12 protein-coding genes and 2 tRNA genes are annotated in these 13,790 nt (G+C 69.2%); 12 read left to right on the forward strand and 2 right to left on the reverse strand.

From position 1 onward, the window contains the following. Positions 1 to 71: 71 nt before the first annotated feature. Positions 72 to 3,287, forward strand: a complete 3,216-nt coding sequence (locus BLR21_RS16975) for a carboxypeptidase-like regulatory domain-containing protein (protein WP_090006773.1) — start codon at positions 72 to 74, stop codon at positions 3,285 to 3,287. Positions 3,288 to 3,409: 122 nt separating this feature from the next. Continuing rightward, positions 3,410 to 4,159 carry a sulfite exporter TauE/SafE family protein gene (locus tag BLR21_RS16980; RefSeq protein WP_090006849.1) on the forward strand — a complete coding sequence of 250 codons (750 nt, stop codon included), beginning with the start codon at positions 3,410 to 3,412 and terminating at the stop codon, positions 4,157 to 4,159. Here the strand turns inward: BLR21_RS16980 and hisC are convergent. Continuing rightward, positions 4,149 to 5,216: a histidinol-phosphate transaminase gene (gene hisC / locus BLR21_RS16985; protein ID WP_090006774.1), complete on the reverse strand. Its 1,068-nt coding sequence runs from the start codon at positions 5,214 to 5,216 to the stop codon at positions 4,149 to 4,151. The two genes, BLR21_RS16980 and hisC, sit on opposite strands and share 11 nt — an antisense overlap. Before the next feature lie 76 nt (positions 5,217 to 5,292). On the opposite strand from hisC, the gene BLR21_RS16990 reads away from it, so the two are divergent. The 10 genes from BLR21_RS16990 (at position 5,293) to BLR21_RS17035 (ending at position 12,972) form a co-directional block, all read left to right on the forward strand. After that, on the forward strand, positions 5,293 to 5,934 hold the full coding sequence (locus BLR21_RS16990; protein WP_030477679.1) for a dienelactone hydrolase family protein: 642 nt from the start codon (positions 5,293 to 5,295) through the stop codon (positions 5,932 to 5,934). A gap of 135 nt (positions 5,935 to 6,069) precedes the next feature. After that, positions 6,070 to 6,624: a hypothetical protein gene (locus tag BLR21_RS16995; RefSeq protein WP_090006775.1), complete on the forward strand. Its 555-nt coding sequence runs from the start codon at positions 6,070 to 6,072 to the stop codon at positions 6,622 to 6,624. Continuing rightward, complete coding sequence (locus tag BLR21_RS17000) at positions 6,621 to 7,880, forward strand: PPE domain-containing protein (RefSeq protein ID WP_090006776.1); 1,260 nt, start codon at positions 6,621 to 6,623, stop codon at positions 7,878 to 7,880. Before BLR21_RS16995 ends, BLR21_RS17000 begins: the two co-directional genes overlap by 4 nt. After that, on the forward strand, positions 7,877 to 8,632 hold the full coding sequence (locus BLR21_RS17005; protein WP_090006777.1) for an ESX secretion-associated protein EspG: 756 nt from the start codon (positions 7,877 to 7,879) through the stop codon (positions 8,630 to 8,632). Before BLR21_RS17000 ends, BLR21_RS17005 begins: the two co-directional genes overlap by 4 nt. Before the next feature lie 75 nt (positions 8,633 to 8,707). Then, entirely contained in the window at positions 8,708 to 10,651 is a 1,944-nt protein-coding gene (locus BLR21_RS17010) for an acetoacetate--CoA ligase (protein WP_090006778.1), read from the forward strand. 155 nt (positions 10,652 to 10,806) lie between these two features. Next, a tRNA-Ser gene (locus BLR21_RS17015) sits at positions 10,807 to 10,896 on the forward strand. A 41-nt stretch (positions 10,897 to 10,937) separates the two neighbouring features. Then, positions 10,938 to 11,010 (forward strand) — tRNA-Arg (locus BLR21_RS17020). 205 nt (positions 11,011 to 11,215) lie between these two features. Then, complete coding sequence (locus BLR21_RS17025; protein WP_176929664.1) at positions 11,216 to 12,058, forward strand: SAM-dependent methyltransferase; 843 nt, start codon at positions 11,216 to 11,218, stop codon at positions 12,056 to 12,058. Between the two features lie 61 nt (positions 12,059 to 12,119). Next, on the forward strand, positions 12,120 to 12,614 hold the full coding sequence (locus BLR21_RS17030) for a hypothetical protein (RefSeq protein WP_090006780.1): 495 nt from the start codon (positions 12,120 to 12,122) through the stop codon (positions 12,612 to 12,614). 31 nt (positions 12,615 to 12,645) lie between these two features. Next, the gene (locus BLR21_RS17035) at positions 12,646 to 12,972 is read left to right on the forward strand and encodes a hypothetical protein (protein ID WP_143027745.1); all 327 of its coding nucleotides are present in this window, start codon (positions 12,646 to 12,648) and stop codon (positions 12,970 to 12,972) included. Here the strand turns inward: BLR21_RS17035 and BLR21_RS17040 are convergent. Next, positions 12,956 to 13,777 carry a serine hydrolase domain-containing protein gene (locus BLR21_RS17040; protein WP_090006781.1) on the reverse strand — a complete coding sequence of 274 codons (822 nt, stop codon included), beginning with the start codon at positions 13,775 to 13,777 and terminating at the stop codon, positions 12,956 to 12,958. The genes BLR21_RS17035 and BLR21_RS17040 overlap by 17 nt on opposite strands. Positions 13,778 to 13,790: the final 13 nt, after the last annotated feature.

Raw genomic sequence — 13,790 nt, forward strand, 5'->3', positions numbered from 1 at the left:
GGTCTGCTGGCGCGTGCGGGGGCGTTGACGCTGGCAGGCCACTTCCTACGGGGTTCTTTGGGGGATTCCTAGTGTCCGAGAGATCGGTCAGCCGTGCCCTGCTCAGGTTCGGGGCCTTGACCACCGCCGTCGTCCTCGCGTTCGGCACCGCCACCACCGGTGCGCACGCGCAGGAGCCGGAAACATCTACGTCGTCCGTCGCACCGACGCAGACGACCGAACCGACCACGCCCGAGCAGCCGAGCACGCCACCGGCGGAGTCGTCCACGCCGCCGGCCGATCCGAGCACGCCGCCGGCCGACCCGAGCACGCCTCCTTCCACTCCGGACACCAAGCCGGAGGACACGAAGCCCGCGGACGAGAAGCCAGCGGACGAGAAGAAGGACGAGGCACCGGCCGCGCAGAAGCCGGACGAGAAGAAGGACGAGGCGCCGGCCGCCGCGGACGCGCAGCAGGCCGCTCCGGACCTCAAGGTCTCGGTGAAGTTCGACCGCGCCGAGTACTCGCTCGGCGAGCCGCTCGGCATCACGGTGACCGTGCGCAACGACGGTGACATCGCCGCGGAGCAGGTCCGGTTCGCCACCGAGCTCTACCAGATCAGCCTCACCACCGGCGTCGAGGACCTGGTCTCCCGGCCGCGGCTCGCGCCGGGCGAGGAGAAGGTGATCAAGCTCGGCGGCACGACCCTGTGGGGTTCCCACATGGTCGCCCTCACCGTGCGCACCTACGCCGAGGGCGCGACCGACAAGGCGCCGGGGGACAACGTCTCCCGCGGCGAGGCGACGATCGCCAGGAACAACGGCGAGATCCAGGGCGTGCTGTACGAGGACCGCGACGGCAACGGTGCCCCCAGCCCCGGCGAGGGCATCGACTACCAGCAGTTCAAGCTGGCCGGTGGTCCCGCATACCCGGGCACGCTCTCGACCTACAACGGCGGCCAGTTCTCCGCCCGCGACGTCCCGCCGGGCACCTACCAGGCGCTCTACCAGGGCTACACGCCCGCCGGCGACATGACCGTCAAGCCCGGTCAGTTCATCGTCGTGAAGAAGGGCGAGGTCACGCAGGTCGCACTGCAGGCCGTGCCCACGCTCTCGCGTTCGCTGCGGATCGTCGGCTCCTCGTTCGACAAGCCGAAGTACGCCAAGGGCGACCAGATCGCCGTGAGCGTCACGCTGCAGAACTACGGCAAGGCGCCGATCACCGGCCTCGTCACGGTCTGCGACCCGGAGAACGACCCCGCGACCCTCGACGGCACCGGTGCCGGCTGGGGTGACCTGCGGACCGACGGGCCCGGCGTCGCGCTCGCGGCGGGGGAGACGAAGACCTTCACCGTCACCGACACCGTCGCGGACGTCGAGTACCCGAACGGCAAGGTCTACTTCGCCTGCGTGTTCAGCGCCGACGGCCGCAACACCAACGGCACGAGCAACTACGGCAGCGCGAACCCCGGCCTCACCGTCGGCGCGGAGGTCGCCGGTGTCCGCGGTGCCCTGTCCGGCCGCGTGCTGGCCAGTGGCTCCGGTGTCGACTCGGCCAAGGTCGTCGCGGTCAACCCGGCCAACAACCGGATCGTGGGCAAGAGCTCGACCAGCTGGGACGGCTCCTGGCAGATCCAGAACCTGCCGCAGGGCCCGATCGCGCTGAGGATCGCCGGCGACTGGAAGCTCGCCGACGGCAGTGCGCAGAAGATCGCCAACGTCGTGGCGGAGCAGACCTCCACCGTCGACCTGGACGTTGTGTCCGGTCCCACCGTGCCCGACCCCACCGTCTACGCCCCGGACCTGAAGCTCTCGGTGTCCTTCGACCGGACGACCTACGACATCTCCGACCTGGTCCGCATGACGATCAAGGTCGAGAACGTCGGCACCGGTGACGGTCCCGCGCGCGGCAACTGGCAGGGCGGTCCGTACAACCCGGAGGAGCCGTGGTTCGAGTACTTGGAGATCCGCAAGTTCCTGGACGCTCCGATCGAACTGTGGCCCGGTGAGAGCAGGCAGGCCACCTTCACCGGCAGGCTGAAGGACGGCGGCGACGATCCCGAGAAGCTCCGCAAGGCGAGCTACGCGGCCCACGTCGGTTCCGTCAGCAGCGACCCGAACCCCGACAACAACAAGTCCGAGGCGCGCGCGAGCGTCACCTGGGGCACCGGTTCGGTGGCCGTCACCGTCTACGGCGACCGCAACCTGAACGGCAAGCTCGACGCCGGCGAGGAACTGGCGAACCGCAAGGTGCGCGCGGGCGGTGGCAAGCCGCACGTCAACAAGTACGGCACCACCGACGCGTCCGGCCGGGTCCGCTTCGCCGACGTGGCCGCGGGCGTCTACTACGCCTCCGACGAGTACGACCGCGAGTCCGGCTGGATCCCGGCCGGCAGCAACACCGACGCCGAGCAGACCGCCGTGGTCAACCCCGGTGACGAGGGCACGGCCGTGGTCCGGCTCGTCCGGCCGCTGTCGGACGTCCTGAAGGCGTCGATGACCTTCGACAAGCCGTCGTACGAGCCCGGCGCGAAGGTCGGCGTCGTGGGCAAGATCATCAACGAGGGCACCACGCCGGTGCGGCTCAAGGCCGACTGCGGCAACGGTGGGCACGGCCCGTACCTCGGCAACCGCGGGCCGGAGTGGGGCGCGCTGAGCAACCTCGCTGACGGCGTGGAGCTCCCCGCGGGCGCGAACTTCACGTTCCACGTCACGACCGGCATGCCCTCGGCGTCGGCGGACTACGGCTACGTCACGGTCAGCTGCTCGTTCGGACCGACGGGCAACTTCGGCAATCCCTGGCTGTCCGCCACGGCCAAGGTTCCCGGCGCGACGCAGACGTTCACCGGCTTCGTCGTCACCGGCGACTGGATGAGCGGGAAGTCGGAGCCGGTGCCGAACGCGAAGCTCGTGCTGCTCGACCCGGAAACCAAGAAGCCGGTCGTCAGCACGACCACGGACGCCAACGGCACCTGGACGTTCCCGGATCTGGCGGTCGGCGCGTACGAGCCGCTCGTGGTGGGCCCGTGGAAGGTCGTCGACTTCGGCGAGGGCGAGCCGTTCGGCAACGTTCGCGGCCGTGAGTGGCCGGCGTACGTCTGGCTCGAGCCGGGTCCTGACGTCGCCGACCCGACCGCTGCCACCGGGGGCCCCGGCGGCTCCGGTTCAAACGGTGGCACGGCCTCGGTGCAGGCGATCAAGAACACCGACGCGCTCGCGAACACGGGCGTGAGCGTGCTCGGCTTCGCTCTCTTCGGCGCGCTGCTCGTGATGGCGGGCGCCGCGATGAGGCGCAGGCCGGTCGCATAGTCGCAACTGGTTGACGGGCCCGGCGCTCACTCTGAGTGCCGGGCCTGTTGTCATGAGCGCCACACCTCGCTGGTCCGAACGGAGTGTTAGCGTCGCTAACCAGTGGGTACCTGGGGGTGGACGTGACGGTCTGGGAAGCAATCGCGGTGGTGATCGCGGGTGTGTTCGCAGGCGGGATCAACACCGTCGTGGGCAGCGGCACCCTCGTGACGTTCCCGGTGCTGCTCGCCGTCGGCTATCCGCCCGTGGTGGCGAACGTGTCCAACAGCCTCGGCCTCGTGCCCGGTTCGCTGTCCGGTGCGTGGGGCTACCGCGAGGAACTGAAGGGGCAGTCGGACCGCATCAAGCGCCTGCTGCCCGCGTCCATCCTGGGTGGCATCCTCGGCGCGATCCTGCTGGTCACGTTGCCGGACAAGGCGTTCACGGCGATCGTGCCGGTGCTGATCGTGATCGCGCTGGTCCTCGTGCTCATTCAGCCGTGGCTCAACCGCAAGCTCGCGCACCGGCGCAACGACAACGATGGCGGCTTGTTGCTGTGGTTCGGCGTCTTCGCCGCCGGTATCTACGGGGGCTACTTCGGTGCCGCGCAGGGTGTGCTGGTCATGGGCATCATGGGCGTGCTCGTCAGCGAGCACCTGCAGCGGATGAACGCGCTGAAGAACGTGCTCACCGCGTTCGTGAACCTCGTCGCCGGCGTCCTGTTCATCTTCATCGCCGACGTGGCGTGGCTGGTCGTGCTGCTGCTGGCCGCCGGGTCCGTGGTCGGCGGCCAGATCGGTGCCAAGATCGGCCGCAAACTCCCACCCGCCGTGTTGCGCGGTGTCATCGTGGTGGTGGGAGTCGCGGCGATCGTTCAGCTGCTCATGAAGTGAACGAGCGAGCCGCGGCCAGGAACGCGTCGTTCTCGTCCGGCTCGCCGATGGTCACCCGGGCACCCTCGCCGACGAACGCGCGCACGATGACCTTGTGCGCCAGGCAGTGCTCGTTGAACGCGCCCGTGCGCTCGCCCAGGGGCAGCCACACGAAGTTCGCCTGGGTCTCCGGCACGTCGAAGCCCATGGCCAGCAGTTCGGTGCGCACGCGGCCCCGTTCCGCCACGATCGCGCGGCAGCGGACCATCAGCTCGTCCTCGGCGTCCAGCGAGGCCATCGCGGCCACCTGTGCCAGCGCGTTCACCGAGAACGGCACGTACACCTTGCGCAGCACGTCGGCGACGACCGGTGGCGCGATCGCGTACCCGATCCGCAGGCCCGCGAGGCCGTACGCCTTCGAGAACGTCCGCAGCACGGCGACGTTGTTGTGGCCCGCGGCCCACTGCTGCTTCGCGAGCTCGACGCCGTCCGGGATGTGGGCGTCGTCGACGAACTCCTTGTAGGCCTCGTCGAGCACCACGAGCACGTCGCGCGGCACGCGAGCGATGAAGGCCTCGATCTCCTCGGTGCGCAGCGCGGTGCCGGTCGGGTTGTTCGGGTTGCAGACGAAGACCATCCGCGTGTTCGGCGTGATCGCCGCGAGCATCGCGTCGAGGTCGTGCATGTGCTCCGAGTTCAGCGGCACACGGATCTGCCGTGCGCCCGCCACGTGCGTGACGATCGGGTAGGCCTCGAACGACCTCCACGCGAACAGCACTTCGTCGTTCTCGGTGCAGGTGGCCTGGACGAGCTGCTGGCACAGGGTCACCGAGCCGCAGCCGAGCGCCAGGTGGTCGGCGGGCACGCCGAGTTTCTCGGCCAGCCGCCCGGTGAGTTCAACGGCGCCCGAATCGGGGTACCTGTTGATGCTGGTGGCCGCTTCGGCGATCGCTTTGACGACGCTGGGAAGCGGTCCGGCCGACACCTCGTTGCTCGCGAGCTTGATGGCGCCGGGGATGGTCCTGCCAGGCACGTAGGACGGCAGGGACGCCAGGTCAGCACGGGTTCGCACGGTCATGGACCCGATCCTCGCATTGCTCCGTCCGATTGGTCACGTTGACTGGAGTTCACCCCCTCGTGGAAGGGTGGGAATCATGACCACTACCCGCACCGAGACGCTTTCCCTCACCGACGGCCGTGAGCTGCGGGTGACGATCGCCGAACCCGACTCCGCCGTGCGGGGCGGCCTCGTGGTGCTGCACGAGGCCCGCGGTATCACCGCAGGTGTGCGCACGCTCGTCAGCAGCCTTGCCGACGAGGGCTGGCTCGCGATCGCGCCGCACCTCTACGACGCGGACCGGGTACACGGTGACGACATCAAGGACCAGGTCAGCAAGCTCAACGGCGACCGGCTGCTCGCGGACACCGACGTCGCGTTCGTGTGGCTGGGCCAGCAGGGCGTGGACGCCGACCGGATGGGCGTCGTCGGGTTCGACATCGGCGGCACCGTCGCCATGGTGGTCGCCGCCAGCCGCACGATCGGCGCCGCCGTCACCGTGCAGGCGCCCGGCATCCTGGAGCCGCTCTCGGACGGCCTTCCGGCGTTGGTGGACGTGGCGGGCGACCTCACGTGCCCGTGGCTCGGCATCTTCAGCGACGAGGAGTCGGAAGAAGTGAGCAAGCTTCGTGATGCTGTGATCAGCTCCGAAACCGCGTCCGATCTGGTTCGTTTCACTGTTTCGAGTGACGAAGCATGGGTTCGTGCGTTGAACTGGTTCGACGCTCACATGAGGTAAGGGTCTTTCCGGCGGATTGGAACCGAACCGTCCTCCAGGTACATCTAAGGAGTGCTTCGGACGGCTGACTGGGTGTAGCTGCGCGTAACACCCAGTACTGCGGTGACGAGTTAGCAGTGCAGGGGGTTACTAGGGATGGCTGAAGGCACTGGGACAGGTACCGGGACGACCGGCGCGGCGACGACGGGCACCGTGCCGCCGGCGCAACCGCCGGCGGTGACACCGGAGGTCACGACGTCGACCACCGTGCCGATCACGGCTGAGCAGCTGGCGGCGGTGAAGCCTGTTCTCCAGCAGCAGATGCTCGTGGACAAGGCGGAGGCGAGCCATGCCGCGGCCAAGCTCGACCAGGCGGCGGACGACGGGAAGCTGACGCTCGACGTCGACGCGGCGGACGCGTTGATCAAGGCCGTCGATGCGGCCCGGGACCAGGTGATGGACCTGTGGAAGCGTGCCACCGACCAGCTGGCCACACCGCTGCAGCTGGGGGAGAACCCGGTCGCCAAGGCGATCAGCGCGCGGTTCTCCGACCTGGCCGTCGGTGAGGACTCGGGTGCCGCCAAGGCGTTGCTGGACCTCTTCAAGGTCCTCGACGACATCGGCAACGCCCTGCGCCGCAACCGCGACACCATTCGCGACGCCGACGAAGAGGCCGAGAAGTCGATGAAGAACGCCGGGGGGTCCTGGTGAGCCACGGATCGCACGACAACAAGGGCAACGGAGACAAGGACGACAAGTCGTCGCACCACGGCGACGGCAAGTACGACCGCAGCGACCTGCACGAGCCGGTCGACTGGATGACGTACACCCACGAGCAGCTCTACAAGATGGTGCACACGGGCGTGAACCTCGACGGTGCCCAGGCCGCCGCCACGAACTGGCAGAAGATCGGCGAGGACATCGCCGGCGTGCGCACGAGCCTGCTCAAGGCCGTCGAGGACTCGTCGGTCGGCTGGGACAGCGAGTCGGCCCGGCTCGCCCGTGACGGTCTGACCGAGGTCACCAACTGGGTCGACGACACCGCGAACTACGCGACCAAGGTCTCGGCCGCGATCACGACCGAGACCAGCAACGTCGAAGCCGCGCGTGCCGCGATGCCGCCGCCTCCCAAGGCGCCGGAACCGCCGGTGCCCCCGGAGACGACGGTGCCCAGGCCGGCGCTGCAGGAGAGGTTGCGGACGGTCGACCAGGTCGACGGTTTCGCGAGCCTGCGGGAACCGCGCCTGATCGCGCAGCCGCAGACCGAGTTCGCCGGCTTCGCGACCATCGGCAGCAGCCCCGTCGACGCCCTCGCCGCCAACGACGCCTCGCACCGCCGCGCGGCGGACGTGATGGCGGCGTTCCAGCGCAACTCGGCCGCGGTCGACCAGACCGTGCCCGCGCAGTTCACGCCTCCCGTCAACCCGATCAACCCGGCGCCGGTCGGCGGCGATCTCACCGGCCGCACGCCGGCGACGCCCTCGGACGGCGCGGGCGGTGGCGCGGGTGCTCCCGTCACGACCGGCACGCAGAACCAGAACCGCGGCACCACGAACACGTCCTCGCGCTACGGCGGCGGAGGTGCCGGTGGCCGTGGCGGCGCCGGAGGGTTCGGTGGCTTCGGCGGCATGGCCCGTCCGTTCGGCTCCGGCAGCGGCAACCAGGGCGCTGCCGCCGCCAGTGGCGCCGGCGGTGGCGCGTCCGCCGGTGGCTCGGCCGGTGTGAGCGAGGGCTCGCGCGGTGGTGGCGCCGGCGGCGCGGCGGCCGCGGCCTCGGCCGCACCCGGCAACACGACCAAGGCGTTCCAGAACCCGCTCGCTATGGGCGGCGCGCCGATGGCCGGTGCCCCCATGGCCGGCGGCGGCCAGAACGACTCGAAGGAACACAAGACGGCGAGCTACCTGGAAGAGGACGACAACGTCTTCGGCCTGGATCGCAAGGCGGCCCCGCCGGTGATCGGTCAGTGACCGAACGCCAGTACACGGTGAGCTCGCAGGAGTTCTTCCTGCTGTGGCAGGCCGTGCACGGCGAGGACCGCGTCGTGCCGCTCGGTACGCCCCACGTCGGGGCCACCCGAGCGGCGCGGCAGCGTCTCGTCGACGAGAGCTCACGGACGTTGCAGGCCCGCCGGCTGGGCACGGTCCAGCGCCCGGATCCCGACCTGAGGGCGTTGATCAGCGGCCTCGGCGAGTTCGACCGGGCGTTGGAGATCGCGTACTTCAAGGGCACCGAACTGGCCCGCGGCATCGCGTGCGCCGGCTGGGGCGGTGCCTTCGCCGCCCGCGTGAACGGCGAGGTGCACCTGTACCCGTTCCATCCGACGTCGCTGGCCTCGGCCACGGTGTCGTCGTTGCCAGGTCTCGCACCGGGCACCGGCCGTGCCGTGAACGTGCGCTGGGACGACTACGTCCGCGCGGGCCAGGCGGGCGAGCAGGACGGCAAGCAGGCGTTCCTGGAGGTCCTGCGCGACGCGGGTATCCGCGAGCCGGAGGCGCACAACCTGATGCGGATCGTCACGTCCCGCATCGGCGGCGGCGAACTGGGCCTGACCGCCCGCAACCGCGACGGCGTGCCCCGACCGACCGGCCGATCGGTCTCGTGGCTCGACACCCGCGAGGGCCGCTACCTCCTGCGCAGGCAGGACGGCTGGCTCGTGCTGGCCCCGGCCGACGCCTCACGCCTGACCAGCGCCGTCGACGAGTTGATCGCGGCGGGATAGTTCCACATCGGTGGGCTGGCGCAAGTCCGCCAATCACACATGGACGTGCGGTTGTGCCTCGGTTAGACATGGGGCATGACCGACACCGACGTCGAACTGCTGTGGCGCCCGGACCCCACGAGGGACAACGGGATGACCGCCTTTCGGACCTGGCTCTCCGAGCAGGGCCGCGACCTCCCCGACTACGAGTCGCTGTGGGAGTGGTCCGTCTCAGACCTCGAGGGGTTCTGGGGCGCCATAGCTTCGTACTTCGACGTCAGGTTCCACACCGAACCGTCACGCGTGCTGGGTGCCACGGAGATGCCCGGCGCCGAGTGGTTCCCCGGTGCCACCCTGAACTACGCCGAGCACGCGCTGCGGCGCGGAGGCGACGACGACCTCGCCGTGATCTTCCATCGCGAAGACGGCGTCACCTCTTCTTTGACGTTCGGCACGCTGCGCTCTCGCGTTGCCGCTTTCCGGACCGCATTGGCCTCCCTGGGCGTCGCCAAGGGCGACCGGGTGGTGGCACTGGTCCCCAACGCCCCCGAGGCCCTCATCGCCTTCCTGGCGGCCGCCTCGCTGGGCGCCACGTGGTCGTCCTGCTCCCCGGACTTCGGCGCCCGCGCCGTGGCCGACCGCTTCACCCAGATCGAGCCCGTGGTGTTCGTGGCGGTCTCGGGCTACGTCTACAACGGACGGTCGTTCGACTGCCGCCCGGTCGTGGAGGAGATCCGCGCGCAGATCCCGTCGCTGCGCGCCACGGTCCTGATCGACTACCTGGACAACGGCTCGACCCTGCCGGACACGCTGTCGTTCACGGAACTGGTGGCCGCTCACCAGGGCGTCGCGCTGGAGTTCACCCCGGTGCCGTTCGACCACCCGCTGTGGGTGCTCTACTCGTCCGGCACCACCGGCCTGCCCAAGGGCATCGTCCAGGGCCACGGCGGCATCGTGCTGGAACACCTCAAGATGCTGGGCCTGCACAGCGACCTCGGCCCCGGCGACCGCTTCTTCTGGTTCACCACCACCGGCTGGATGATGTGGAACTACCTGGTGGGCGCCCTCATGGTCGGCACCACGATCGTCCTGTACGACGGCAGCCCGGCGTTCCCGTCGCTGAACGTGTTGTGGCACTTGGCCGAACAGCACCGCGTGACCTACTTCGGCACCTCGGCCCCGTACGTCCAGTCGTGCCTGAAGGAGGGCATCGACCCGTCCGCCCGCTACGACCTGACGGGCCTGCGCGTCGTCGGCTCGACCGGCGCACCCCTGACCCCTGAAGGCTTCCGCTGGATCGCCTCCGCCGTAGGCAAGGACGTCCAGATCGCCTCCGTCTCCGGCGGCACCGACCTCTGCACCGCCTTCGTGGCAGCCTCCCCGGACCGTCCCGTCTGGCTGGGCGAACTCTCCTGCCGAGCCCTCGGCGCCGCGGTCTTCGCGTACGACGAGTCCGGTACCGCGCTGGACAACGAGGTCGGCGAACTCGTCATCACCAAGCCGATGCCGTCCATGCCGGTCTACTTCTGGGGCGACGAGGACGGCTCACGCCTCCGCGACGCGTACTTCGACACATATCCCGGAATCTGGCGCCACGGCGACTGGATCCGCATCACCCCGCGAGGCTCGGCGGTGATCTACGGCCGCTCCGACTCGACCCTGAACCGCGGCGGCGTCCGCATGGGCACCTCGGAGTTCTACCGCGTGGTCGAGTCGATCGAGGGCGTCGTCGACTCCCTGGTGATCGACACCTCGGGCGTGACCGAGGGCGAACTCCTCTGCTTCGTCGTGCTGGACGGAGTAACGCTGCCCGACGTGGAACCGTTGCTACGCCGTGAATTGCGCGCATCGTTGTCCCCTCGCCACGTCCCGAACCGCTTCGTGGCGGTGGCCGAGATCCCCAGGACTCTCAACGGCAAGAAGTGCGAGGTCCCGGTCAAGAAGATCCTCGCCGGCATGGACCCGGACCGAGCCGTCAGCCGGGGCGCCCTCCGCAATCCCGAGTCCCTCCAACCGTTCCTGGAAATCGCCTCGGAATGATCTAGGTCACGCCGCGCGCGGCGACCAGGACTTTAACGCCCCTCTTCACCCCTCTGAACGTGCTCTGACCAGCAGGTTCTGGCGTAGGAGGGGGGCGTTTTGCAACTCGGTTGAGGACCTGTGTAACCTATGTCCCGTGGCCGAGGATGGTCCCGGGAGGCTTCGCCTAGTCTGGTCTATGGCGCCGCACTGCTAATGCGGTTTGGGGTAACCCCCCATCCCGGGTTCAAATCCCGGAGCCTCCGCAAGGCCGAGCCTCTTGAGGATCGGTTACAATTTAATACACGCGCTCGTAGCTCAACGGATAGAGCATCTGACTACGGATCAGAAGGTTGCAGGTTCGAATCCTGCCGAGCGCACTGACTCAGGGCCCCTGTGGAGAAGTTTTCCACAGGGGCCCTGATCTCATTTCCGGCCCTGCGAGTGCCGACCCAGATCGTGGACAACCCCGCTGAGCGGACACTACGTTGAGATTCGCCGGTGCTGGTCGACTTCGGTGTGGCCGACGAGTTCTCGCGGGCCTTCGATGAGCGGCCGCAAGCTCAACACGAAAGGCCGGGTTTGGTGAACACCACTGTCGAGCAACAGGTCCGCGAGTACTACGACCACGCAGGACCCGCCTACCACGCGCTCATGGGGCAGTTCTGGCACCACGGAGACCTGGCAGCCGAACGGGCGGGGTTGTCGCCCGAGGAGGCGGCGAAGGCGTTGGCGCGCAAGCAGATCGACGCGGCCGGGTTGCGGCCGGGCGGGACCGGGCTGGACTTCGGCAGCGGCGTCGGCGGGACGGCGGTGTACACCGCGAAGATCTCCGGAGCGAATGTCGTCGGCATCTCCAACAACGAGTGGTTGTCGGCGCAGGCGCGCGCGTATGCGGCCGAGCAGGGGATGAGTGAGCGGGCCGCGTTCCTGACGGTCGGCGACGAGGACTACAAGACCCTGGTCGCGTGGCCGGCCGGGTCGCTGGACATGGTCAGCTTCTACGAGTCGGTGTGTCATCTGCCGGAGAAGGCCGCCTTCTTCACCGCGGCGTTCCGGGTCCTCAAGCCCGGTGCCTGCCTGGTCGGGGTCGACTGGATCCGCCGGCCGTTCGGCGAGCACCTGACCGAGGAGCAGATCGCGCCGTTCATCGGGCCGGTGGAACAGGTCATCTCCATCCCGCGGCTCGGCACGCTGGACGAGTACCGCGAGATGATGTCGGCCGCCGGCTTCGTCGTCGAGGCCGCCGAGGACCTCTACCCGGACGTCGAGTGCTGGGGCAGCACGCCGCCGGACGACGGCCAGGGCTGGGGTGAGTACGCCGGCGAGCAGAACACCGTGATCCACGACGGCAAGCGCGTGCTCGACGCCGCTCGGGCCGCCGGTGTCTTCTCGGTCGCGCGGTGGGTCGCGCGCAAGCCCGGCTGAGCCGAGCGAACCCGGCCCCGTCCGCACGGGGCCGGGCCGCACATGACGGCATCATCGGAGGATGACGGTTCTGGCAGGCAAGGCCGTGGTGATCAACGACGTCGACGAGCCGCTCGCCGACCTGATCACGTCCAGGGGCGGCAAGGCCGTCGTCAGCGTCGGGCCGGTGCAGGATCCCGATCAGGCCGAGGCCATGGTCGGCACCTGCACGGTGGCGTTCGATCGTCAACCTCGGCTCGGTCGCGATGGTCGGGCAGCTGACCGCGCTCACCTACTCCGCATCCAAAGGGGCCGTCGCCAGCATCACGGCCGGTGCGGGCCGCCGCCGGAGACGATCGCGCCACTGGTCACGTACCTGCTGAGCGACCGCTCCGCGAAGATCACCGGGCAGCTCATCCGGTTCGCCAACCAGAAGCTGCACGTCATGGGGCAGACCTCGCCGAGGGAACCCGTTCTCGAACGCGAGGCGTGGGACGTCGACTCGATCGCCGAGGCCTTCGAGCGGCAGATCGTGCCGGAGGACCCCGCCAGGGTCCGATGGGGTGTCGGAAGGTGACGCACGCCTGATCTCCAGGCAGAGTGGCGGCGTGGAGCAGCGGGAGATCATGCAGCGGGCGCTCGGCGTCCTGACGCTCACCTACGACGGCGCCGGATCCAACGACTACCTGCGCATGGCCCTCAAGTCGTTGCAGGAGGGCGTGTTCAGTTACGAGGTCAAGGTCGACGGCGAGCTCAACGAGGCCGGGCAGCAGGCCCTCAAGCAGGCGATGGACCAGGTGCTGTCGCAGTTCGGCTGGTTCACGGCGGGGCTGCTCTACGCCTTCCACGGCGTCGCTCAGGCGTACGAGAACGACTACGAGGAAGCCGACGTGCAGGAGGTCCTGCGGCAGCTCGCGATCAGGCTCGCCGACTGACCAGCTCGGCGCGCACGCCGTCGGAGAACGGGGTCCACGCCTCGACCGCCCACGGTCCGAAACGCAGGTCGGTCAGGGCCACGCAGGCCGCGGAGATCTCCGGATCGACCCACAGGAACGTGCCGGACTGCCCGAAGTGGCCGAAGGTGCGCGGTGAGAAGGAAAGCCCCGTCCAGTGCGGTGACTTCGAGTCGCGGATCTCGAAGCCGAGGCCCCAGTCGTTCGGCTTCTGCATCCCGTAACCGGGCAGCACGCCGTTCAGGCCGGGGAACACGACGGACGTCGCCTCGGCCACCAGCTCGGCGGAGACCAGGCGTGGCGACAGCAGCTCGGCCGCGAACAACGCCAGGTCGGCGGCGCAGGACTCGGCACCGGCCCCCGCCGAACCGGCCAGCGCGGACGAATTCATCCCCAACGGCGCGAAGACAGCCTCGTGCAGATAAGTCGCGAACGGCATCTCGCACGCCTCGCCCACAAAGGACGCCAGCACGTCGAAGCCCGCGTTCGAGTAGATCCGGCGGGTACCGGGAGCGGCCTGCACCTCGGCCTTGTCGAACGCGTAACCGGCGGTGTGCGCGATCAGGTGCCGGACCGTCGAACCCTCGGGGCCGGCCGGCTGGTCCCACTCGACCGCGCCCTCCTCGACCGCCACCAGCACCGCGTACGACGTCAGCAGCTTCGTGACGGACGCGAGCGGGAACACGCGCTGCTGATCACCCAGCGAGCCGGCCACGCCGTCGGGGGTGACCACCGCCACCGCCACGTTCCCGACAGGCCAGGTCGACGCAACTTCCACGCTCCGCATGGGACAGACGTTA

The sequence above is a fragment of the Lentzea albidocapillata subsp. violacea genome (assembly GCF_900100275.1).
Taxonomy (GTDB): Bacteria; Actinomycetota; Actinomycetes; order Mycobacteriales; family Pseudonocardiaceae; genus Lentzea; species Lentzea violacea.